At 40.9% G+C, this 24,347-nt stretch carries 21 protein-coding genes and 4 pseudogenes; 7 read left to right on the top strand and 18 right to left on the bottom strand.

From position 1 onward, the window contains the following. Nucleotides 1-8 precede the first annotated feature (8 nt). The 18 genes and pseudogenes from GKR74_RS01400 to GKR74_RS01315 all read right to left on the bottom strand — a co-directional run bounded on the left by GKR74_RS01400 (nucleotide 9) and on the right by GKR74_RS01315 (nucleotide 19,779). Nucleotides 9-1,667, bottom strand: coding sequence for a hypothetical protein (locus GKR74_RS01400; protein ID WP_154602213.1), 1,659 nt, complete (start codon nucleotides 1,665-1,667; stop codon nucleotides 9-11). Between the two features lie 49 nt (nucleotides 1,668-1,716). Next, nucleotides 1,717-2,814: a hypothetical protein gene (locus GKR74_RS01395; protein ID WP_154602212.1), complete on the bottom strand. Its 1,098-nt coding sequence runs from the start codon at nucleotides 2,812-2,814 to the stop codon at nucleotides 1,717-1,719. Between the two features lie 5 nt (nucleotides 2,815-2,819). Beyond that, entirely contained in the window at nucleotides 2,820-4,133 is a 1,314-nt protein-coding gene (locus tag GKR74_RS01390) for a type III secretion target, IpaC/SipC family protein (protein WP_154602211.1), read from the bottom strand. Nucleotides 4,134-4,152: 19 nt separating this feature from the next. Next, on the bottom strand, nucleotides 4,153-6,228 hold the full coding sequence (sctE, locus tag GKR74_RS01385) for a type III secretion system translocon subunit SctE (protein ID WP_154602210.1): 2,076 nt from the start codon (nucleotides 6,226-6,228) through the stop codon (nucleotides 4,153-4,155). A gap of 13 nt (nucleotides 6,229-6,241) precedes the next feature. After that, complete coding sequence (gene sicA / locus GKR74_RS01380) at nucleotides 6,242-6,775, bottom strand: type III secretion system translocator chaperone SicA (protein WP_442959336.1); 534 nt, start codon at nucleotides 6,773-6,775, stop codon at nucleotides 6,242-6,244. A 131-nt stretch (nucleotides 6,776-6,906) separates the two neighbouring features. Next, nucleotides 6,907-7,977 (bottom strand): annotated as a pseudogene (locus tag GKR74_RS01375) (EscU/YscU/HrcU family type III secretion system export apparatus switch protein); the annotation flags it as partial. A 31-nt stretch (nucleotides 7,978-8,008) separates the two neighbouring features. Further along, on the bottom strand, nucleotides 8,009-8,803 hold the full coding sequence (sctT, locus tag GKR74_RS01370; protein WP_154602208.1) for a type III secretion system export apparatus subunit SctT: 795 nt from the start codon (nucleotides 8,801-8,803) through the stop codon (nucleotides 8,009-8,011). Continuing rightward, nucleotides 8,779-9,072, bottom strand: a pseudogene (gene sctS, locus GKR74_RS01365) (type III secretion system export apparatus subunit SctS). The gene sctT and the pseudogene sctS overlap by 25 nt, the downstream one beginning before the upstream one ends. Further along, nucleotides 9,047-9,754 (bottom strand): annotated as a pseudogene (locus GKR74_RS01360) (EscR/YscR/HrcR family type III secretion system export apparatus protein). Before GKR74_RS01360 ends, sctS begins: the two co-directional pseudogenes overlap by 26 nt. Nucleotides 9,755-9,756: 2 nt before the next feature. Continuing rightward, complete coding sequence (locus GKR74_RS01355; RefSeq protein ID WP_154602206.1) at nucleotides 9,757-10,686, bottom strand: FliM/FliN family flagellar motor switch protein; 930 nt, start codon at nucleotides 10,684-10,686, stop codon at nucleotides 9,757-9,759. Continuing rightward, entirely contained in the window at nucleotides 10,686-11,921 is a 1,236-nt protein-coding gene (locus GKR74_RS01350; RefSeq protein ID WP_154602205.1) for a SpaN/EivJ family type III secretion system needle length determinant, read from the bottom strand. Before GKR74_RS01350 ends, GKR74_RS01355 begins: the two co-directional genes overlap by 1 nt. Continuing rightward, nucleotides 11,896-12,348, bottom strand: a complete 453-nt coding sequence (locus tag GKR74_RS01345) for a hypothetical protein (RefSeq protein ID WP_154602204.1) — start codon at nucleotides 12,346-12,348, stop codon at nucleotides 11,896-11,898. Before GKR74_RS01345 ends, GKR74_RS01350 begins: the two co-directional genes overlap by 26 nt. Next, a pseudogene (gene sctN / locus GKR74_RS01340) lies at nucleotides 12,330-13,640 on the bottom strand (type III secretion system ATPase SctN). The gene GKR74_RS01345 and the pseudogene sctN overlap by 19 nt, the downstream one beginning before the upstream one ends. Nucleotides 13,641-13,646: 6 nt before the next feature. Then, entirely contained in the window at nucleotides 13,647-14,051 is a 405-nt protein-coding gene (locus GKR74_RS01335; protein ID WP_154602203.1) for a CesT family type III secretion system chaperone, read from the bottom strand. Nucleotides 14,052-14,062: 11 nt separating this feature from the next. Beyond that, nucleotides 14,063-16,129, bottom strand: coding sequence for an EscV/YscV/HrcV family type III secretion system export apparatus protein (locus GKR74_RS01330; protein WP_154602202.1), 2,067 nt, complete (start codon nucleotides 16,127-16,129; stop codon nucleotides 14,063-14,065). A 23-nt stretch (nucleotides 16,130-16,152) separates the two neighbouring features. After that, the gene (gene sctW / locus GKR74_RS01325) at nucleotides 16,153-17,265 is read right to left on the bottom strand and encodes a type III secretion system gatekeeper subunit SctW (RefSeq protein WP_154602201.1); all 1,113 of its coding nucleotides are present in this window, start codon (nucleotides 17,263-17,265) and stop codon (nucleotides 16,153-16,155) included. Further along, nucleotides 17,256-18,956, bottom strand: coding sequence for a type III secretion system outer membrane ring subunit SctC (gene sctC / locus GKR74_RS01320; protein WP_154602200.1), 1,701 nt, complete (start codon nucleotides 18,954-18,956; stop codon nucleotides 17,256-17,258). Before sctC ends, sctW begins: the two co-directional genes overlap by 10 nt. Further along, entirely contained in the window at nucleotides 18,946-19,779 is an 834-nt protein-coding gene (locus GKR74_RS01315) for an AraC family transcriptional regulator (protein WP_154602199.1), read from the bottom strand. The genes sctC and GKR74_RS01315 overlap by 11 nt, the downstream gene beginning before the upstream one ends. Nucleotides 19,780-20,048: 269 nt before the next feature. Here GKR74_RS01315 and GKR74_RS01310 point away from each other — a divergent pair, with 269 nt between their 5' ends. From GKR74_RS01310 to GKR74_RS01280, 7 genes are all read left to right on the top strand, one after another. Continuing rightward, entirely contained in the window at nucleotides 20,049-21,191 is a 1,143-nt protein-coding gene (locus GKR74_RS01310) for a PrgH/EprH family type III secretion apparatus protein (protein WP_230089110.1), read from the top strand. Between the two features lie 13 nt (nucleotides 21,192-21,204). Continuing rightward, entirely contained in the window at nucleotides 21,205-21,516 is a 312-nt protein-coding gene (locus GKR74_RS01305) for an EscF/YscF/HrpA family type III secretion system needle major subunit (protein WP_154602197.1), read from the top strand. 64 nt (nucleotides 21,517-21,580) lie between these two features. Further along, a complete protein-coding gene (gene sctI / locus GKR74_RS01300) occupies nucleotides 21,581-21,877 on the top strand; it encodes a type III secretion system inner rod subunit SctI (RefSeq protein WP_154602196.1) in 297 nt (98 codons plus the stop codon). A 3-nt stretch (nucleotides 21,878-21,880) separates the two neighbouring features. Next, nucleotides 21,881-22,630 carry a type III secretion system inner membrane ring lipoprotein SctJ gene (gene sctJ / locus GKR74_RS01295; protein WP_154602195.1) on the top strand — a complete coding sequence of 250 codons (750 nt, stop codon included), beginning with the start codon at nucleotides 21,881-21,883 and terminating at the stop codon, nucleotides 22,628-22,630. Continuing rightward, nucleotides 22,614-23,165, top strand: coding sequence for a hypothetical protein (locus GKR74_RS01290; RefSeq protein WP_154602194.1), 552 nt, complete (start codon nucleotides 22,614-22,616; stop codon nucleotides 23,163-23,165). The genes sctJ and GKR74_RS01290 overlap by 17 nt, the downstream gene beginning before the upstream one ends. Further along, nucleotides 23,143-23,823, top strand: coding sequence for a hypothetical protein (locus tag GKR74_RS01285; protein WP_195848746.1), 681 nt, complete (start codon nucleotides 23,143-23,145; stop codon nucleotides 23,821-23,823). The genes GKR74_RS01290 and GKR74_RS01285 overlap by 23 nt, the downstream gene beginning before the upstream one ends. After that, nucleotides 23,813-24,298, top strand: coding sequence for a hypothetical protein (locus GKR74_RS01280; protein WP_230089109.1), 486 nt, complete (start codon nucleotides 23,813-23,815; stop codon nucleotides 24,296-24,298). Before GKR74_RS01285 ends, GKR74_RS01280 begins: the two co-directional genes overlap by 11 nt. The last annotated feature ends 49 nt before the right edge of the window (nucleotides 24,299-24,347 follow it).

Below are 24,347 nucleotides of genomic sequence, written 5' to 3'. Positions count from 1 at the left end.
TCATCACCTTATGAGAAACGTTTGACGTTATCGTTATACCGCTCGACCTCCGCTTGGTCTGCTCTTAAAGCGCCATGTTCCGTACCCGTGAAAAGCTCATCGGCTTTTGCGATAGAATCAGCAAATACTTCATCCGCAGGTACTGTTTGTGGTGCTGTACGCAGCCCTTGATAAATTTCTTTATCTGCTTGGCTACGGTTTAACCCGCCGACTGTCGTAACGACGGGTCTTACTGCACTCTCTGATTTCCAGCCTGATTCCGTTCGAATATAGCGATTCTGAACACCTGAATTTTTCGGTAATAGCCATTGAATATCCGCAACATATTTTTGAGGTTGTTCAACTCGCTCGATGGCTTCTAGCTCAATGACTGGCTTAGTTTCTTCCTTAACCGTTTTATCTCCCACTGGCAGCTTACTTTCTAAAAATGACTTTTCGGCAACTTGCGGTTGATATTGGTTAATATCTGGGGTTTCAAGTATGGTTTTAACACTTCCCGATGTTTGAACGACAGGTGAAGCTGGTTCCATATTCAATACAGATTTAAATGACGTCGGTAATAATGGCTTTTCATTTTCTTCATCATTGGACTGAACAGAATTGATGCTCGTCGTTTCATGAGGAGAGGTATAATAATTATTTGTAATATAAGTATTATACATATTTTCATTATGGCTAGTGCTGCGAGGCAATAACGGTGTTGACGGTGTTAAAAGTGTTGATGGAGAGCCACCGGGATGTGGTCTTCCAGCATCAATTTCATCTCCCACAGTGAGATTTCCCCTTAAAGGTGATGCTTCGGTTGGAAATTGGGTTTGAGCTGGAGACTGACCTAAATCCATAATCACTTTTAAGGAACGGATGGTTTCAATTTTTTCTTCCAATGCCAAAAACAGATTATGAATTTGGCAAGCTTTATCCACAAATGCTTGGCTTTTATGTTGCTGATACTCATGAATCGCACCCGCCGCTCGTTGTTCACAACCATGATTCAGAGAACTCACTAAGAAATCGTTGAGCGGGCGGCTATCAATTTCGTCTTGATTGAAATAAGCACTGAGAGTTTCTTTAATTGCAGGGTCAACATACTGCTGTTGATAACGCTGGGCTAATATTTGCAGTTTATCTTGGCCTAATGTAGAAATTGCCGATTCGATTTTTTTATCGAATATTTTCTCTTCATTCCCCAGTATATGCTTTGCCTGCGAGTTTTTTTCACCCATCACATGCAGTTTTTTAATTAGACTTGCAGCGCTCTCTATAAGGCCTTTTTCCGTTTTTAATTCTTCCGGTTTTAATAACGTTAATAGAATTAAATTATTCTCTGGGCGGTAATTAATTTCTTGCTGGGCTAAATTCCCACTTGCGCCCGCGCATAATACAGAGAGTATCATTCCCATTGTAATTTCAGGGTGCGTTTGGTTCAGTAACTGATGAATATTGGCAGATTGTTCAATATGATTGCGTTGATGCAATTCATTGCGATTTCCAGCAATCGAAACTTTGTCATTTGTTATAGAACGTTCAGGAAAATGGCTTTGATCCCCTACCGAATTAACCGTCGAAATTTGTGAGCTAATAGGGTTATTACCTGCCAGCGATGCGGTATTTAATGATATATCTGACGAACGTCTAATCTCGGAATTAGCGCTTCCAATAATAGGCATAAAAACTCCTCATAATTGCTTATGATTAAAATTAAATAAGATAAATAAATTACATATTGATCAGGCTATTATTATTTTGATTTAAATCTTTTATTAACTGAATGAGTAACTGAACCAAAGTATCAAAATGGCTATTATCCTGACGGAATGCTTCTAATAGTCGCGAAACACTACTATTGACGGCGTTTTTTTGCGCATCTATGGCTGTTTGTATACTTTGGAACGATTGAGACATCATATCTCCGCCCCCCCAATCAACCGGTGAACTTTTGATAGTTAATAACATTTCTCTGATTGGTTTAAAATCTGGATAAATCAGTATTTCACTTCCCTTTTTTTTAACTATAAACCCTTGTCCAGATAATTTTTTTTCCCAAAAACTGAATTCTGTATTGATATCCGAGCTCGCTTTAATTGCATATAAAGGCGGAGTTTTTATACCGTACTCGCTGGAATCTAGAGTTTTAAGATACTCCCTCATCTTATTCTTATCGTGGGTATTTTTTTCTGTCGTATTGGCCTTACCAAGATCTTGCCCCCACATCTCACAATATTCAGTTAATAATTCACTTTCAGTATATGAAGATGAAGTGTAAAAGGCTTCATAATCCGAATATGAAATGCCTGAATATTTTGATACGACCGTATCAATTTCCATCAGGAATTCTTTGGGTTTGAAATTTATCTTCCCATCACTACCGGCTTTAATACTGTTGCTCAATTTACCTAATGCCGTATTCATATCTTGCATATATTGCGTAGAGGCTTTAACGATTTCCCCATACTTTTTTTGGTAACCTGTATGGATCTTTTCGATTGTTTGGCTTACACCCGCAATATGGCTTCGACCATCAGGAATTTTTTGATACATGTCTGCTGAGTGCTTTGATGCCATCATCATTGAGCGATACTGCGCTTTGATTTTCGCCAAATCACTGCTAACGGCCTCTTCACGAAACGGGGTTTCTGCAACATCATAGCCTAATTGATGAAAAGCCTGGTTTGCCTGTTGAAAAACATCCGCTTGTGGATCCAATAATGTCGTTTCCCCTGCAAGGGAAGCGGTACGGGTTTGATTATCCGCAGCCTGCACTGCGGATTGATGGCCTAGGTGGCGAGTCGGATTAATGGTGGATGAAATTTCCATAATTATTAACCTCGTACCACACTTTGGAACGTACGTAATTGACCTTCACGGATTTCACGCAAATGTTCATTCATTTGCTTAACCAAATCTTGGCTCTTATCCACTTGCTTATCTTTATCCGCAGAAACTGTGCGTGCAACATCGGCCACTGACTGTTGAGTCATTTTGTTGGCTTCTTCACCTTTCACATTCACTTGGTTGCCAGACGTTACCATTTGACCTGCGTTTTCCGATAAGCGACCACCTTGCTCCGCAATTCCCATCTTAACCCGGGTTTTATTCATGATGCGTTCATGTTCATCACGTTCTGCCAGACCTAATTTGTTGGTACGCTGAGCGGCTTCATTACCACGTTGATTCGATAATGCTTGTTGAGCCGGTGTTGCCTGGTCGGCAAGTTTCACATCCGTACCCTCTTTTGTCTTCAGCGTTAAAGCGCTGCCTTTTGCTGATGACAGTGAGTTGGCATTCAGTTCCGTTAAGCGATCAGCCGCCGCACCATTTTGGTTGGCTTTCACCAGATTCGTTTTAATTGACTGATTTTGCTTATGCAAAGCACGACCTTGGAAAGCAGCGCCCGCGGTGCTAATAGCCAAAGAAGTAAAGAAGCCCGCTAAGGCACCTGAAAACATCTCTTTACCTTCTTTGATGGTCGATTCTGCCGCGGCTTCCACCATTTTGGCATTCAACACTAAAAAGTCTGCGCTAATACGGCGATCCGAAATATTCAATTCCGCAACGACTTTACGAATGATTTTTATCAGCTCTAACATAATATCGCTGCTGATAATGCCAACAAATTCACTTTTTCGGGCGTCATTGATGGATTCGACTGTCTTTATATCTTTATCTGATACGGCTTGGTTATTCAGTGCATCCCTTGAGAATGAACTCGCGATAACCACTTGGATTGCCTGCGAAATCAGCTTAATGTCTGTCTCATCGAGCTGATGGTTTTTATCAACAACGTGTTTGATAGTCTTGTTTTCTTCAGCCAGTACTTTGGCGACTGTGGCTTGCATTTTCTCAGGTGTAATCACTAAGAAATGGCGAATATCATTCAAAAGTGCGGCTTTTTCGGGTGTCATCAACTGAGACAATGCCTCAGATAGATTTTCAACCGTCATATCAACCATAGCACCATTTAATGTCGGCTTATCTGAATGCGGCTCAACAAAAACATTTTGAATATTCGGTAATTCAATATTTTTACGGATACCTGAAGCGGCGTTTGAGTTTGCTTCTTGATTATTGACCATTGGGCTGTGATTAGTCTGAGTCAATACGGGTGAATAATGGGGTTGATTAATCGTTGTCATTCGGTATTTTCTCCAAAAATTAGGCAAAGCGAGCCATGTGCAGCGCATCAACTTTACTGTTATTAGACTGCTTGAGGGATGTCATCATTCCAGTAAACATGTCATCAAATTGCTCATGATTTTTTGACATCGATTTAATGAGTGCATTGATCAACTCAGTAAGGGCATTAATGGTTTCATTGTTTAGCATCATGCCTGCCAGCATCTCCTTCATATCTCGCATTTGCGCAGCAGCCTCTAAACGTAAACCACCAGACGTTGCAGCATTTACCACAGATAAAGCCGCGCCAGTTCCTCGCATCCCAACTTCAACACGAGCCATCGCCACACCTTGATTTTTCACGCCAGAAGTCGCTTTGTCTGCGATTTTTGCGATATCTTTCACGTCATCAAGTTTGTCTGCCGCCTTAGTTAATTTGGCGATATCTTTTACATCATCAAATTTATCGGCCAGCTTGGTAAATTTGGTCAGATTAACCATGTCATCTGCACTATCCGCAACTGACTGCCCAGCTTTTGTCCCTTTAGTGGCGATATTCCCCAATGCATTGGTAAGGCTTTTTGGCATGGATTTAATGGTACTTTTCAGTAATGTTCCGACGTTTTTCGCCAGCATTTTTGTGACGTTAGTGACTGTATTGGCGATATTCTTGGCAAATGATGACATGGAAAGTAGCGAAATAGCTAAGAATGCGATAGCCGCAAGAACCATCCCCACAATGCTGCCAATCTTTTTGGCTTCCTCTTCTGGAACACCGAACGTGATCAGCATGTCGGTCACAGCACTGGAAATCTCGGTGGCCAGCATCTGCATCAAACTGCCTTGCCCAGTCTCTTCCAAGACAATATCGGCTATCGACATGGCAATACCAATCGCAGCAATGGCAAGTGTCAGTGGAGCGGCTGCACCGAATGTCGCCACCGTGGCGATGACGGAAACAGCTAACATTATGTAGCTAAATACTTTACTGGCACAGGATGCCGCTTTATTGGCATCTGCCGCTTTACGTTCTGCTTCGGCGGCTTCTTTGGCTTTTTTATCAGAGTCTTTACGAGAGGCTTCATTGATTTTCATCATCACCTCTTCTTGCTCTTTCATATTGCGGATTGAATCTTCACTCATCGCTTTTTTGAGCTGAGCAGTAAGCATGGTTAACAGTGCCAGCGTGTTTTCCCACTTTTCACCATCAACATTCGTTTGAAGCGGTGCCGTCTCTATAAATTGATTTAATTTCTGACGGTCTTCATCGGCAATTGCCGCTACCTTTGTGGAATCATCTAGCAATGAATCTAATGATGAATTTAACTGGCTAATCTCATTTTTAAGTACACTAAGCTCGCTATCGAAGGCTGTAATGCTTGAATCTAACGTTTTTTGCTGTTGGGTAATTTGCTCAATTTCACTCGAAAGTTGCGCAATGTTCGCTTCCAATATCACCTCTTGCTTATACACCTCTTCGGTATAAGGTTTCGGGAGCGAATCTAATTGGGTTAATGCAGTTTGGCTTGCGGCTAACTTGGTGTTTAGCTCAGTCAGCTTTTGTTCATTACCTGCAAGTAAAGCCTCATTTCTCGAGCGTCGGTTAGTCAGTGAGTGAGATTTAAGATTCAGCGGCTTTAACTGAGCTTGTTTTTCAGTAACTTTGTCATGGATATCTTTAAGCTGATCCGTAGAACCAGCAAAGGAATCCAATAACTCAGCACCTTTTTGACGCAATGCTTCCGATTCAATATTTAATAACTGCAGGCGGTTATTTAACTCACCGATATTACCTTCATGTAATAACTGGCGAATGGTTGAAAATGTTTCAATCAGTACTGCGCTTGCATTAAACCCTTTAGCCTGTTGAGCTTCTGGTGACATTTTCATTGCCGACATTTTGGGCTCTACTAGCTTTGGAAGATGCTCTGAACGCTGACGCTTCATTTGTTCTGAAGACATTAATTCGCCACATGCCTCTTCTAAGGCTAATACCGCTTTTGCACTCGCCTCACCTAACCCCAGAGGGTTATTCCCTTTCAAGAAAGTATGAATATTATTAATTCTATCGTTACCTGAAGCGCTACTAACGCTGGGCATAGTGACTTGACTCATGGTATTTCCTTCTCTAGGTGTTAGAGTCCGATAATTGTGATGACTCTGCTTTTCCGAGGTTTGCTTTTAAAGCACTCAAATAAGCCTCTGATTTTTTCTGTAAATCAGCATCAAGACTGTTTTCAACGACGCTTTCAAAACAGTGAATTGCCGCACTGCTTTTTTTCAGCATCAAATTACACTGCCCTGCATGGAATAATGGTCGGTAATCATTTTTCGCCAAAACAAAGGCGAGTGCGTATAATTCCGTTGCTTTCTCATAACGTTTCGTTAATTGATAAACAGCGGCTAATCCCATGACATAGTCCGTGTTATAAAAATCGTAAATACTTAAAAATCGGAAAAAGGTTTCCGCTTCCTCTAATTTGCCTTGCTGATAAAATTCATAAGCGTAGGCATAAATTCCATCCATCGTTGTTTGCGGAATACCATGAATATCTTTATACGTTGCCCCATCCATGAGTGCTGTGGTAATGCCGTCGAGTAATGCTTCCATTTCGATTTGAGTGTTGTCAGTTTGAGAACTGCCTGTTTCAATGTGTTTCATATAGTCACCTCGTTATTAATATGTGATATATGATGCAAACGGCTTTGTTGCATCATAATTAATCAAACTTTTCATTTCTTATAAAAAACGATTCAATGCGTGAATAATTGATTTATAGCGCCATCGATTCATGATGAAATTAATTGCTCCAATGCTTCATCAACATCTATTCCTAATTTTTCTAATTCCACACGAATCAGCCAAGTAATAATCTGCATTACATCCTGTAATCCATTCTCATCAATAAAACTATCTTTTTTATAATTTCGCCATATTTGGCGAGCCAAAATAATATCTCTTACCACGGGTACATTCTGTTGCTCTGCATATTTAACAACAGCTTTCGCTTGTACTCCGCGCATTTTTAACATTAAGAATGGTAATGGCGCGATGTTTGAATCGTAATAAATTAACATCGCAATATGCGTTGGGTTAGCCATAACGAATGTCGAGTTTTTAATATTCGATTTCATTTCCTCTGATAATATTTCCTGATGTAATCCTTTACGTTTACTTTTAATGTGAGGATCACCTTCATTATCTTTTTGTTCTTTTTTAACTTCCTGCTTTTCCATTTTTAAGTTTTTAATAAATAAGAAAAACTCGGCAATTGCATCCACTAAAACAATAATTACTGCTACGGCCAGAAAAACAAAAACAAAAACAATACAAAGACTTACCCATTGCGTCATCATGCCATTGATCGTGGTACGGTATAGCATGAAAATTTCGTGCCGCCACACCACAAAAAAGGTGGCAGCGGAAACACTAAAGACCAACAAATATAGAATGGCTTTAATTAATTCTTTAAGCGAATTTAAAGAGAATATTTTTTTAAATCCGGCAATTGGGTTTAATTTTGTAAAATCGAGTTTGATTGCCTCGGTTGCTAATCGAAATCGACTCTGTAACAGTGAAATAATGGTTCCTGATAAAAAACAAGCAATCAAAATAGGGACTACTATACTCAAAAATACTTTTGAAAATTGCAAAATTAAATTATCGATATAAATATCACGTGGGTTTAACAAGAGTTTTTTCATTAATCCAGCCAACTCATACAAGCTGGACATTCCCCCAATGACAAATGCGCCGGTGACTAAAACAATTGCCGCTATGGTGTCCTTACTTTTATAACTTTGTCCTTTTTTAGCAGAATCTTTTATTTTTTTTTCGGTTGGCTTTTCTGTTTTTTCAGCCATAACTCGCTCTCATCACATAACCTTGCGCTAATTAAGGAGAAAGAAAAATCGCATTCAATGGCGATATCGAAATCATATTGACCAAAATATCTGGAACTTCATTTTGGAAATAAAGTAAAAACACAATAAAAGCAATAATCGACTTAATTGCCAGAGACAATGAAAATGCGTTTAATTGTGGACAAAAACGGGAATATAACCCTAATGCGACTTCCGAAATAAATAATGTCACAATAATCGGCGCCGTTAATATCACTCCATTCACTACTGCCTTATTTATCCATTCCCCTAACGGTAAACTATTGAATGAAGTAAACCCATGGGCAAAGGGTAATAATTGGTAGCTTTGTGCAAATACATTGGCAAGTTGGTACATACCTCCCTGCGCCAAAAACACCATACACACGATATAGCTGATAAATACAGCCAATTCAGAGGCTTCCGTACCACTTGCAGGGTCTACAATACTGCTGATGGTTTCTCCCCGCTGGGTATCTATCAACTCACCGATAACATTGGCAATCATAAATGGCAGCCCTAAAATTAGCGCCAATACCATGCCAATACTGACCTCGTAAATAAAAATCTCACTGAGACTGATTTCATCCCAATTTATTTCGCGAGCGGTAAGATAAGGCCACATGCCTAATGCTAAATACGCGACAACACAGTTTTTAATGATCCCACCATTGAGCAATTTGTTACTCAAAAAAGGCAAAAAAAACATGACAGGGGCAATACGCAACCACGCAAACGCGATTTTCACTAACCCTTGCTGGAAATTAAAATACAAGGATGCCGCTAGCCCAAGCATCTCCTGATTCATCCCAATAATCCTATGGCTGGCAACGCCGCAGTCATCACTTCAATGGCATAATTCATCACTTTATCCGCCAGCCAGCCTGAAATCATAAATAAGGAACCAAACACCGCTAATAACTTGATACCAAAAGGTAATGTCTGTTCCTGAAGCTGAGTCACGGTTTGCAAAAGCCCCACTAACAGCCCCACTACCGTCGCCACAATCACAGGAATAGCCGACAGTATGACGATCAACAACATCGCTTTATTACTGACATAAATGATTGAATCCATTTTCTATTCCCTTACGTCAATGCTGTGCGAGTTCGAAATATTGCATCACCAGCCCTTTCGAAATCAGTGACCATCCATCTATTGCCACAAACAGAATCAATTTCACTGGTACTGAGATAGTCACGGGACTCATCATCATCATACCGAGCGCCAACAGAATGCTTGAGATCACCAAGTCGATAACCACAAACGGTAAATAGATTTAAAAGCCAATTTCAAACGCGGATTTAATTTCACTCAATGCGTAGGCTGGCAGTAATGAAAACAGGGTTGGCGCCGCTTGCTCTTCTTGCACCTCGGCTTCCGTTTTACCTTGCTGAATAGACTCGAAAAAATTCACTAATTGAGGATCGGAATATTTAACTAAGTAATCTTTATAACGCCCTAGCCCGTTATCAACGAAGTTGTCGATGGACTCCACATTACTAAAGTCCACGCTTTCGTGGCGCATATAATTATTCACATCTTGCAGTACCGGCATCATGACAAAAATGGACAGCAGCAAAGCAATACCATTTAATGCCATTGTTGAAGGCACTTGCTGCACCCCCATCGCATTTCGCACCATGATTAGTACAATCGAAATTTTCAGATAGCACGTGCCTGCCGCAATGATAAAAGGGAGTAGCGTGGAAAACGCGATCAGAACTAATAAAGGAATTTCATTCGGTACTGTTGGCATGCTTATAACCTTTTATCGCCTAAGCTTACCAATCGCTTAATTTCTAAGCCTAATTCGTCACTATCACCAATATAGGTCAACTCACCTTCCGCAATCAGTTGTTTGTTCGCATACACCTTCACTTCACGCTCTTTGTTTTCACCAATTGAGTAGATTGCCCCCGGCTGGAGCGAATTCAATTCCTCTACACTGATGTCTGAATGACCCAATACAAAGGTCAATTTGACTGTAATGTCCTGCAAATTAAAAGGACGAACAGTTTCATCGACAAACTCCTCTTCCACCACGGAAGCTATTTGTTCGTCATCTGCTGTCATTAACTGTTCAATCATAAAAATGCCTTCTTGTTGTTTTTGAAAATGGGCCAATACACGCCCTGCAACGGTCATGTCTAATTGCAATTGCTGAATACGCAGCACATCGCCAAGCGCGATAGACTGCAAAGTTTTACGACTGATATGGCTATAACCTAAAATCCAGTCGGCTTGCAGCTTAAGCTGCTCGGCTATCCCGTTTTGCGCCTTACGCTCGGTTAGCCCTTCAATAGGCTCAGCTAGCAATACAATGCCAAGTTTTTTTTCTTTCACAGTTAACCAAGGTTGCTGAAGCTGTTCATCATCAATAATCTCGACACAATGACAACGGAATTGCTCGGAGAAAAACGTCTTTCCGGTATTTTCATAAGTAAAAACTTTACATAAGCTTTTGGTATCTAAGAGATTCCATGCATAGTGAGCCAATTTAGGCCAGCGGTAACGGCACCATTCTTCAGCATTCACTAGCACTTGGATTTTCTGCGTTTTACTGTGTAGGGTGACTTGAAAATAGCGTTCTCCCACCTTGGGAGTATGTATGTCTAAGTCCCATTGAAAACGCTGCTGCCACTCTCTCACCTGCTTTTCTCGGTGGCTAATTCGACAAATATTTAGCATTAGGATTCCTCGTCTTGCTGATGCTGTTGCTGCCGTTGACGCTGTTGACCTTCCTGCTCTTCACGTCGGATCACCATTTTTTGTTCGCCTGTCCATGAATGCTGGTTGTCTTGTAAAACCTGCTGAACTTCATGGCTTAGCGTTGATGCCACCACCGGATCTTTACTGGCGCTCGCTAAAGCAAAAGAGACCGTTGGTGCATTTTGCCATTGGCTAAAGGTGTAGCTCAGAGTACGTGAAGGCACTGTTTTAGAACTTTCAACCTCGGAAGCTGCCATCAGTTCAGCGACCTTACTGACCATTGAAGAGGCTTGTTGTATATGTGCTGAGGTTTGAGACGCTGAGGTTTGAGACGCTGATGTTTGGGAAGCTGGAGTTTGAGAAGTCGAGATTTGGGGTATCACAGCCAGTGATTTCTCACCCATTTCTGCGCGCACTTGCGTTAAGATGCTCTTGGCTATATCCATTTCATCCGATTGAATCACAAATGATTTTTCAATATTGAGGTTTTCCATGTCGGGAAAATGTTGAGCTGCCAAATGCTCATTTGGCGCCGGCCGATTTTGCATAACAGGTTCAGACGAAGGTGGAGTTTTATCCACTATGTTTGATTGGCCATCAAGCAGAGGCGATTTCAATGTCGCCGTTTCCACAGTTTCAGTCTGCTGCACTAATGGAATATCCATCCATTGAGTTTGCTTTGCACTTGCCGGGTTATCTGACAAAAATCGAGCCGCTTTTTGTTCCATGGTTTTTGTTTTAACGGTTTTCGTGTCAACCAATTGACCGATCGATACCGCTCCAACATTGGCGTTAAAAGTGCTCGGTGGAATATCGCCTTCACTCACCGTTTGACTTAATGAGCTATCGGATTGTGCCGTTAACGAATGATTCGCCTCACTATTTTTTTTATCTGAGCCATATTCTGCAGAGAGAAATGCCACTTTCCCACCAGAGTAAATGTGCTGGATTGGAGTCGGCAAGTTCAACAGAACGAGTATTGCCAACTCTTCTACTGGTTTTTTGGGCTTTGTTTTATTGCCAGCCACTTGAGTCAGTTTTTTCTGAGCAATATCCTGAGCGGCTTTTTTTACTGAATGCTGCTGCCCGCCTTCCTTTTGAAAACCCGGTTTTTGCTGATCATATTGTTGATGATGAAAACCTAGCGACGCACTTTTACCTTCCATCATGGAATTAAATTTACTTTCATTAGGCAGTGATTTTATTGTCGACATGAACAAACAGCTCCTCAATTTCATTTTGTTGCTGGCGCTCTAATTTTAACCACTGCACCCTACGTTGTTGCTTGAGATATTTTCGGAATTTCTCGCACTTATTACGCAAAATGAACGTTTGTTCAGCCATTTGCTGCTTCAATAAATGATACTTAGATAATTCAGCGTCGATGTTTTCTATCTGAAATTCACATTGGGCGATTTCTGATAAAACCACGGCTTTTTGCCGTTGCCGTTCCCAAAAATCCATTTGCGTTAATTCTTCAGATTTTTCATACATCCCCACTTGCAGAGCGAATATGGCTATCCGTTGGTGGATATCTTGACGCTGTTGCTGCAACTGCAAAATGGCGTTTTTCAGCTTGTTTTGCTCTAATTGCACTCTTTCGAGACGCTTTTCAGTCAACACTAATAATTGATTAATCATCAGGATGCCAAATGGTGTAATTGGGCTAATATCTCCTCAAAGCCCTCTGATTCATCCATGTTTTGTTGTAAGAAATGATTGATATCCTGCTGTTTATCTAACGCATGGTCATTTTCTTGGCTTTCACCTCGCTGGTATTCCCCCAATTCGAGGTACAACTTGATCTGCTCTAAGCGAGATAAATTTTCACGAATATCGACAGCAAATCGGCGATGTTCCGGCGTTGTTACCTTCTGAAAAACACGGCTAATACTGTGCAAAATATCAATCGCAGGATAATGTCCTCGCCCTGCAAGTTTGTGACTGAGGTAAATGTGCCCATCCAAAATAGAGCGAATCTCATCTCCGATAGGGTCGGCTTCTTCCTCGCTCTCTAATAGCACGGTGTAAAACGCAGTAATTGAACCCTGTTTTACGCGCCCTGGGCGTTCGAGTAATAACGGGAGTTGTTCGAAAACAGAGGCGGGATAACCACGACGTGCGGGGAGTTCCCCTGCTGCAAGAGCCACATCGCGCAATGCCCTTGCATAACGGGTCATCGAATCGACATACAATAAAACTTGCTTACCTAAATCACGGAAATATTCCGCCATCGCCGTCGCCAGCAAGGCGGCATTACAGCGCTCAATTGGCGGACTGTCGGAGGTGGCATACACTAAAATGGTTTTATCCGCATGAGGGGACAGTTTCAGTTCTTCAATAAACTCAATTACTTCTCGCCCACGCTCGCCAATCAATGCCACGATATGAATATCCCCGTGAGCATGATTGATCAGCATGTTCATTAATGAGGTTTTGCCGCTGCCCGCGGCTGCAAAAATACCGATGCGCTGGCCTACCCCGCACGTCAACAATCCATCAATAGCACGAATTCCCGTGACCATCGGTTCATTGATTGGACGGCGTTTATTTACACTTACCGGAGGATTATCAATGCGTTGCAGTTTGGTTTTTAACTGGGTGATTTCGCTGTTTTTCTGACTTAATGCGCCTTCGAATTCCCCTGCTGCATTAAAAATATTCCCGACAAGGTGCTCCCCCATTTGGAATACAAACGGATAACCACTTGGGCGAATAACCACTTCACGAGTGAGGCCCTGAGCACGACCAATTAGGCTCAGTACCGTTAGCCCCTCTTTGAAGCCTATCACTTGCGCTTTGGCGATAATTTTTGGCTGTGCCAATGACTGCTCAATAAAGCAAATCTCGCCAATAAATACGCCACTCAATGGGGCTTCAATCAAGCATCCATGAATGCGCACAGGATGTGCGCAAACGTCAAAAAGTTTCATCATCAATTACGATAATTGCAGACGCAATTCGGTGGCGCGCTCAAAAAATTCGTCAAAAGAGTCTGCAAATAATTGCATGTTATCCAATGAAGTCGCCTTTAATACTGCCGATAGCACCAAGTTGTTTTCTATGAGATTCAGTGCAGGTTGTCCCGCGTGAAAATTACGCGGCACATACTCTAAAATGTCTTTTAATAATGAAGCGCTGGATGCATCGAGTCGGCTGTAATTGCATTCCATTAAGTTGCACCAAATAATTAAATCATCGGATGACAAATCGATATTAATCGCAGGTGCATCATCCATTTCGAGTTGAATATTGGAATGGCAATCAAGCTGCGGATTAATTAAATCACTACGCCCCATAGAATTTAAAAATTCATTCAATTTCTCGACAAAACGGTATTTCATTTACATATTCCTTATATCGTTTTAATAACGTTGACCTTCACCATTTCGGAAACCTCATTAAATGAGAGCACCTCAAGTTCAGGGAAACGACCTTCTAAGATTTTTTTCACAAACCTGCGGATATCCACAGGTACCAATACATTGATATCCCTAACAGATAAGTAACTGTTTTCTAATGCCACTTCAGCAGCTTGAATAAGTTCGTTGCTTTTTTCAGGTTCTAAATGTAGATAAACGCCACCGGATGATTGGCGGATACCTTGGCGAATGGTGTCTTCAAGTTCGGCATTCACCATTAAGACATTCAAACGCCCTTCCACCGAGAAACGGGATGAGATATAACGCGCCATGGAGCTGCGAATATGTTCTACCAGCATCATGCTGTCTTTCTCTTTGGGCACCCATTGCACTAAAGTTTCAATAATTAATTTCATATTGCGCACCGAAATTTTTTCCATTAATAGACGTTGGAAAACTTCCGTGACTTTTTGTACGGTGGCGTGTCGATAACATTCTTTCAGTAATTCGGGATATTTTCTTTCAAGATCATCCAGTAAATTTTTAGTTTCTTGGATCCCGAAGAATTCATTGATGTGGCGTAATAACAACGTACTGACGCAATCAATCATTTCTGTCACGTCATCGCGCACGAATAAACCGAGCTGCTCTACATTTTCGCTGTATTGGTTATCAAACCAGGTGCTGACTGAACCATATTCATCGGTATATTTGATGAGTTCCATACCAAGGTATTCCAGCTCATCATTTGCCGTCAGTAAGCGCTGACCATGAAAATAGACATTGTATTCACCCGCTTTTACTTCGTTTATTAGCACTACAATTTTGTTTTCTGGCACGATAGGTGAATAGTTAATGGCAATATCTGGGATGCGGTATCCATAGCGAATAAACACATCTTTTTTCATGCGAGATAGAAAATTATTATCTTCTAGGTGCTGCTTATATTGTTGATTAACCGAGATAATGACCGGTAAGGTTTCTGGAATATATTCATCGTCGAAGTCATCATTCGCGCGTTGAGTTTCCCCTTCAGTGGCTTCGGTTTGCAGATTTTCTTCACCTAATTGCAGCTCTTTTCGCTGTGCTTGGCGTTTTTTAAAATAGCGGGTCGCAAATAATCCCATCAATAATGCGGCAAGGAACAAGAAAATAGCGGTTGGGAATCCGGGTAAAAAACCCATAAATAGCACGATGCATGCTGTGATCAGGATGGTGAAATCATTGTCAAAAAGTTCAGAAACAATGTTTTCGCCTAAGTTTTTATCATTGCCGCCCACGCGAGTCACAATAAAACCTGCGCTGATAGAAATAAGCAGCGCGGGTATTTGCGCGACCAACCCATCACCGATGGTTAATAACGTGAAGGTGTTTAATGCCGTGGAAAGATCCATGCCTTGCTGAGCCGTACCCACGGATATTCCGCCGATTAAGTTGACGAAAATAATCACAATACCGGCAATGGCATCCCCTTTGATAAACTTCATCGCACCGTCAAAAGAACCGAATAACTGACTCTCTTTTTCCAGCTCGCCACGTTTAATTTTTACCGTCGCTTCATCAATAACCCCAGCGCGTAAATCCGCATCGATACTCATCTGTTTTCCGGGCATCGCATCCAAGGAGAAGCGAGCGGCTACTTCAGCAATACGTTCTGAACCTTTGGTGATAACAATAAATTGCACGATAGTTACGATAGCGAAGACCACCATTCCCACCACTAAATTGTCCTGAATAACGAACTGACCGAAGGTATCGATAATATCGCCAGCATCCGCTTCAAGCAGGATAAGTCGGCTGGTACTGATAGATAGTGCCAATCTAAATAACGTGCTAATCAGCAAAATAGACGGGAAGGATTGGAAGTTAAGGACGCGCGTAATATAAAACGAGCTCATAAATATCAGCACCGAAATCATAATGTTCAGTGCAATCAATAAATCGACCAAGACGGTAGGTAACGGAATAATCAGCATTGCAATAACCATCACCATGATGACTAGCACCATCAGCTCAGGGCGATTACGGATCTGCAGTAAAAATCCGGTTAAGTTTTTCATGAAATCGTGTATTTCCTATCAAATTAGGGTTGTCGACGTAAGCGTTGTTCTTGCGCCAACAGTTGATCCATCTGTATTTTTAATTGGTCGAGTAATTCATCACGCGCTTCCAATGAGTGAAAAATGGCAACGGGGATAATTGAAAACGCAATAATCAAAAGCTGAACAAAGCGGGCGCGTAGATCTGTGGTCATGGCACTTAATTGCGCCTGAATGAAGTTCAAAAGCTTGTCATTAAAGCTTTCTTGGTTACGGATCCCACTGGTAAATAGCTGGCTTAGCACCTTCTCCAACTGGTTCTGCTGCAAGTGGTTTTGCGACAACTGCACTTGCTGGCGAAACAGACTCGATTGGAGAAATTGCTGACTAAATGCCCGGTCTAGTGACTGCAACTCACGCAGACGACCAATTCGCGTGAAGAAGCTGCCAAACTCACTGATATTGAGGTCTCCCAACGGCAGTGCTTGTAAATCACATGCCAAGGCTCTTGCGAGATAACGCATCATGTTTTCCCGCTGAGCCAGTTCCATCTCTTCCACCCATTGTTCATATAAGTAGACCACTGGGCCGTCATAGCCGATAAATTCGCGGTATAAGGTGCGTAAGTTCCCCGCACTTTCATGCAAAGTTTGGGCAAACGCTTTTGCGATTAGCGCGATATTTGCGCCTGCCTGCGCCGTACGGTTGGTATCTTCCGTTAGCAGTAATCGCTCTAGCTCTTGCAAATGGTCAATCTGCTCCTGCTTGAGTTTTTTACGGTTGTTCAGCGCGGCAAGCACCATGAGTAAATCGCTAGGATCAGAGAAAAACTGCAATAAAAAGGCTCGTAACTGCTGAGGTGTCATCAACTGACGATTAAGTACGCCTTCAATCCTCAACACTTTTTCGTCCGCATTATTTTCTAAGATGCGCTCAGCAAAGCGCATCCACTCCTCTTCTTGTTCCTTTTTCGAGCCGCCTCGACGAATATGGCTCGCGGCCAGCATCGCCATCGAAGCGTATTCGCTGGAACTATCAATTACCCCCGCACCGCGTGCAGCTTCATCAGAGTCATCACTGATTTTCGTGGCTGTACGACTCTTGTCTTGCGCATTCAGTAGCATACGGTTGCTGTAGCTCAGCGGGGTTATTGCCATGAATCCCTCATGTATTGCTGGAGGAACTGTACGGTTCCATGCAGTTGGCTATCTTTTTGTGTAATACGGGTTTTCTCGGAAAATTGTCGTCCATCCCACACTTCGTTTTCATCCAATAAACGCGGCTGAATTAAAAAGATTCGCACCATTTTTTGTTGATTGGTTGAGCTATGACGGAATAAGCCGCCAACCCAAGGAATATCGCCAAGAAGAGGAATTTTGCTTTCATTTTCAATATATTGGTCGCGGGTATAGCCACCGATTAACAGGCTGCTATCTTTGGTGATACGTGCCACTGTATTAATACTGGTGCGGTTAACCGTTGGAAGCCCTTCAACGCTGGACGTTTTGCCACTGCTATCGCGGTTCTCTGCACCGTCTTCGATATTCACTTCCATTTCGACACTTTGACCGGCTGAAATGCGTGGCATGACGCTGATCATCGTGCCGTAAGTGACAGATTCTAGGGTTGCAGTACGTTCACCTTGTAACTTGGCATAGAAGCTGGTGTTGTTATCAAACAACGCAGGAACGTTTTCTTGGGTCAACAACACTGGGCGCGAGACAATTTGGCTATTACCATTCTTGCTTAGGGCATCAATTTGCACTAAAAACTTGCTGCTATCGGGTAAGGTGCTTCGGTTGAAAGAAACAGAGCCACCACCCACCTTAAATGAGCCAACTTCCCAGTTCACCCCTAAATTGTCCAATTCAGAGCGTGTGATATCGATGATCCACAAGGAGAGTTCCACTTGGCGGCGGCGGTTATCTAATGTTTTAATCAAATCACGAACATAGCGGATCTGCTCGGGGCTGCCTTTCACAATCAGGCTGTTGCTATCAGGATGAGCAACCAGAGAAAATGTGCTATTTGATGCGCCACCACGTCTGACGGTAACTTGGCGATTTTCAGGACGAGCGCCACCAATTGGCGCATCCATCAAGGCATCAATTTCATCCCCATCGGTATTGAGCTTTGCAGGTAAAATTTCGAGGGTTTCTTCAACGCTGCTGCCCCCACTTTTAAACAGGGAGCTGATCACCGATAACATGCCAGGCACTGTGATCGATTGACCTCGCAATGAATAGCTTCGATCGCTTACAGAGGCATGTTTCAGCGGGATCACAGCAACATTACCACTGGTTTTTTCTTCTTGTTTAAGTTGCTCGCCAAGATACAGCGCAGCGCCTTTAATCAACTCAACATAGAGCGGTGGCCCCGACACAAATAACATGGTGTCGCCACCTTGGGAACGCACCGGAAAGCGCGCATCATAGATGCCATTACGTTGGATATAGCTGATAACCTGTTGGCTACTGACTTTGTGGGTCGGGATAATCAAACTGCGCATTTCACTATTATCATAGACATAAATGCTTGCGCCATCGTCATACCAGACTAACGCGATACGACGCGTTAAGGCTTTAAACATTTCATCGGCATTCGCGAGGTTAAAATTTCCCGTCACTTTTTTCTGGGATGCCAATTTACTTAAAATAATCGGCTTGTTAATTTGTTCAGCTACCGCATCAAACACTTTACCTACCGCGATATTATTCGCCACAAACGTGTCTGCACTTCTTTCTTGTGTCACCGGCTCTGCAATCATCATTTCTGATTGAGCGGTATTGATATTTACACTCAGTAGAAACAGCGAAATAAAAACCACCATTAATTTTTTACTGCTCATATAACGTTGCTCCAAGGTGCCTTATTTCTGATGGGGTTAATCCCAATTCTTTTTTTAAATCATTCGTGAAGTGAGAGGCAGAGCAGTAACCAGCTTCTAACCCAACATCTAAAATAGAACTTTCACTTTCAATTAATTGCAAAATGGCCGCCCCCATACGTACGCCCATAATTTTGCGTTTAGCGGTTTTATTAAAGTTTTCTCGGTAAAGTTGTCTAAAATAAGAAGCTGAAATGCCATAACGGGCACACAGTTGATTAATATTGGCATTTTTGTCTTGTTGAGCGGCTGAAATTAAAAAGCGCATCATTCCATACGCTTCATAGCGTCTTAATACTTCACACCAATCATCAAATAACGGCTGCTTTTTAATGATCAAATCAATCACGATATTTTTAATTAAAACAGGTGCTGATATTTCATCGTCAAATAGAATGAATTCACCTAATTGGTTTTCATCACTCTCTCTGGTCGCTTTTTTTGCAAGAAAAGCTTGGCCCATTGCAATATCAATAATAGCAAGCGTTTCAACGAGTTCTGACAATTCCATGGTGTAGATATCCCATAAAGTTTCATCTTCAATCGTTAATTCATTCAGATCGCAAACAAAGATAGCGGGTTCTTGTACTTTAATATTTAAATTTGTATATCGAGATTTATAACAAAGCGTTGCTTTCGCTTTTTCTGTGGTTATATTTTCTATTGAGGTTGCAGTTTTTATTGAGGTTACAGTTTCTTTGGGTATTGACAAGACCAATACGTCTTGTAAAGAAAAGCAACTATTTCTACTCTCCAATAATTTAGCAATATCTTTATTCGACATTATAAATAGACCTTATCCATTGATTTTTACTTGATGTAGAGTCAGTGATTAAGTAGAAAAAAACAAATGAATACTCTGGAATATTTTGGAATTAACCATAAAAATACAGGGTGTGAATGAATAAGATAAATTCAGCTGACTACATTATGTTCTTATATTTAAATACTGAACATTGAAGTCAATATGATTCGCTATTTTTTATTAATTGAGATTATCTTATGATAGAAACAAAACACCACACCTGTATAATGAAAATTATTAGTGGTTCGATGAATAGTCAAGAGCTAGTGATTAACATCGATAAAAATATTATTATCGTTGGGCAACATACTAAATACAAAACGGAAATAGATGAAAACGGTTTTACAACCTATTATATTCCTAGTGAACATACCCAGTGTGAGTTTTCTATTGTTTCTAATGACGAATCTAATAATAACCTTGCAATTAATCTTAAACAAGATGGGAAAAATCGTCACCTCACTGCCACACTACAAGAAATATTGCTCATTGACACCTTTCCAATTGCAATTAAACCATTGAATACTGAATGGAATTACTCCAAGAAAGACCAAAGACCATTACCATCTCAGTCACTACCATTTGCAAAAAAAAGTCCCATTGCCATAAAACAGAAGCTAACATTTAATAAGAAATATTTCTTTGTCTTTTTATTACTATTTGCCGTTATTTTTATATTATTCGTTGAATTCCAAAATAATCCAAAAAATAACGCTGAAAAACAAATTAAAAATATAGATAATATATTAAAAGGAAGCTATTACCCTATTACATATACACAAAATAAAAAAGGTGAAGTGCTTATTCTAGTTAAGTCTCAAAGAGATGAAGATTGGAGCCGCCAAGTATTATTAAAGTCAGATTACCAAGCAAAATACACTATCAAAAACATAAATTCGCTTGAACAAGAAATTGAAGACAAGTTAATAGATACCATACCTAACTTATTAAAGATTGATATTAGTAATCCCTGCCAGCCCATTATTCGAGTCGTGAAAAGCCCACTACCGAATAATGATGATAAAAACATTTATCGCATTTTATCTAATTACTTCAGTTGTTATAAACAAAGCCAGCTTGTACAAGTTCCACTTGAGGAGCTCATCAAGAAAGCCGAGTTAGGGTTAACTGAAAGTAATGTGAAATGGCAAAGAATAACCAAAGGTAACTACGTTATCTTTGTTATAAGAGACAGCTTAAATGATAAACAGACTCTCTCTTTAATTAGTTTCACCAATTCATTTAGTCAAAAATGGGGAACCAAGCAAATTCAATTTTCCGTCTCCCTTTCCAATAATGAACTGGCTGGAAAATCGTTTATCACCAATTCCAATGGTATTACGTTATTAGGTAATAATCATTGGTTGTTTAACTCAATTAGACCTAATTAATGAGGTAATAAATATGGCAACCCCAGGTATTAATAATACAAATGGTAATTGGGATGCATCTGCATTAGAAAAAGAATCCACCACAGCAACAGATAACAAATGGGGAATGATGTATCGCAGCTCTGCGGGTATTAGTGAAAGAACTAAAACTATCGCAGATGAATTAAAGTCTATGATTGACAACCCAAGTCTGGAAGTCGATAACCCGCTGGTTCTGGGTAAAATCACCGCTTTAAGCGGTAACTATAATATGGCGCGCCAATTACAAAGTAACGTAATGAAGGCCATTAAAGATGCAGCACAAGCCATTATTCGTAACGTGTAAGCTTGTAACGTGTTATTTAAATCAGAGCATCACTCATCTGATGCTCTCTTTATAGAGAATATTTATGTTACCAATTAATCCAATCTCCACACTATCAGATATCGCGGACATGGCTCCGGCTATACCCGCGGCTATCCCACTGGAAGATAAAGTGAAGCAGTTATTTGCTGAGTACACGACCTCTGTAAACCAAGAAAAAGCGGATATTCTGGAGAAAATGAATACCGTTGATCCAAGCGATCCCGCTAAATTATTGGAATTACAAAACCAAGTGGGTAATTACAGCCTCATCTTGAATATGGTCAGCACACTCACGCATAAAAGTGTTTCTGCCATCGACACAGTATTAAAAGCACAATAAACCATGAATATATTAAAGAAATTCCTATTAATCGGGTTTATTGGCTTACTACTAGGCTGTGACAATCAACTGTTACTAAGCAAGTTAAGTCAACGCCAAAGTAATGAGGTTCTTGCCGTTTTGCAAGAGCATGGAGTGGAAGCCAAGCGTAAGCAAGATGCCAAAAACGGAGACTCAATTCGCGTTGATCCTCAAGATTTTGTCATCGCTGTCGACTTGCTACGCCAATATAATTTGCCATCAAAAGATCCGGTGGAAATTATTGATGCTTTCCCTGGAGATTCACTGGTTGCCTCACCGCAAGCGGAGCGAACTCGATTACTATCACTGATTGAACAACGTCTTGAGCAGTCTTTACTGACCATTCCAAACGTGGTGAATGCACGTGTCCATGTGAGTTACCCGATTTCTGGTAATGGTCCCGTGAAACAGGCTCAAAAAGTCTCAAGTCTCGTCACTTATGCTGGCAATGAAGACCCAAAAGTCATGATGAATAAGATCAAGTTATTTCTGAATAATAGCTTTGCTGAAACGACTTATGACAATGTTTCTGTGGTAATAGTTAGCCGTCCTCCTTTGCTCTATCAGACAAAAAAGGGCCCAACACCCACATTTAATCCCGTGATTGCCTCGGCCTTAATCACTGCATTAATCGGTATGTTAATTGCACTTGGATTGTATTTATACCATCGCAACAATAAACAAAGCGATGAAGAAGAGGTGGAGAAATCAAGCCATGCCCCAATTGAGTAAGCTGCTGATTGACCAAAAAAACATTTTCTTAGCACCGGGGGATTATTTTCACTCGGAGTTTGTTGATGAACATTATCATCAGCTACCCGTTCCGCTACAACAGCTGCAAAATTTGCAGCTTATTGAACAATATCAATTAGATTTACCCGATGAGAAAACGTTGATATTACCCGAAATGCTTGCCGAAAATTGGTCATTATTACCTTCTGTAGCATGGGGTTTAGGGGTTATTCAGCACCCTTCCCCTCTGCCTTGGTGGGGAGAGCTATCTCAATATCGACAATTGCATCAGAAATTTAGCCATCCTTTATGGCAAAGCCCAACACATTCCATCAACACACCTCAGCATTTACTTGCCCTGGGTGCTGAGCAGCTTTTGATGTGTTTAAACACCTTTAGTCACGGCTATGCTACCCGCGCAAAGTATATGTTTAGCCGCAGCACACAGCAGATGATCCCTCACACGGTTTCCACTTTGCTACCTTGGAATATTATTGAAGAAACTTGCCGCTATGTCAGAGAACACACAACCTAATATCCAGCAGACCTTAATTGAAAATGTGCTGATTAAACATCCAGTTTTAGACACCAATAGATATGCTCAGTCGATTGTTAAACAGGCTCATCAAAAAGCCAAAGCCCATGTCCAACAAGCTCAACAGTCTGAGAAAAGCATTCATGCTATCGCCTATCAACAAGGCTACCAAGATGGATTAACACAGCTTTTGAATGATTTTATTGGTGTTCTCAATGACAGCGAAGCCCAATACCAAATTAAGGTGAGCCAAACAGAGAACCAATTAACTCAATTACTCATCGGTTTATTTACTGACTTACGCCTACAGGAAATTGTGGTAGAACATTTCGCTCAATTACAATCTGAAACTCGCCATGTTCAATTACACATACCAGCCTCATTGCAAGCCAAGATAAGCTCTCGAGCTAACGGCGTCAAAATATGTACTAGCCCCGATAATTCGATCACATTAGAAGTGAATAATGAAATTACACAATTCACGCCAAAACTGGCAGCAGAGAAAATATTACCGCATATTTTTCCAATTTCGACCCGTTGTTTAACCTTGCAACAACATAAACAAGCTTATGCACGATTAATTCAACAAAAGCACGCTCTCCAGCAGGAAACCGCTTTTCAACAAGAAGAAACAAGGAGAGAAAAACATGAAAGTTGACCCTAATTTGCTGAATACTTTTTCAGCTACACGTACTCATGGCAATACACCATCGAGTACATCCGATCTACACACTAAAATGAGTGCCCTTTGGAAATCCCGTAATAACATGAAAGATATACAAAACTATCAAGCAAAAAATATCCCCCATATTTCAGAGGATAAAAACGCTAAAATACAAAGCTTTATTACTGAATTTAAACATCAGGATAGCGATAAAACACGATTCGCACTGGTGTTTAAAACCATAGTAAATTTGAACCGCAATGATAAAGAGTCATTCATTACTCAAATCGTTCAAACATTAAAGTCCTCATCTGAATCTGACCCTGCTTTATATAAAGATTTCACTAAAGCTATTCAACGTTATATGTCGATAAGTTTAATGAATACACCATTTTCTGAACAATTGAATAAAAATATGACTAGCTTCAATCTTGATGGCGATGATGATGAAGATCCATTTGTTATATAACTCCAACGATTGAATAACTTTGTACTATTAAATTAATTCATTGCTTAAC

The organism is Providencia sp. wls1914, assembly GCF_009706645.1.
GTDB classification, from domain to species: Bacteria; Pseudomonadota; Gammaproteobacteria; order Enterobacterales; family Enterobacteriaceae; genus Providencia; species Providencia zhijiangensis.
Note: the sequence above shows the minus strand (reverse complement) of the source record. Positions and strands in the feature narration are given on the sequence as shown.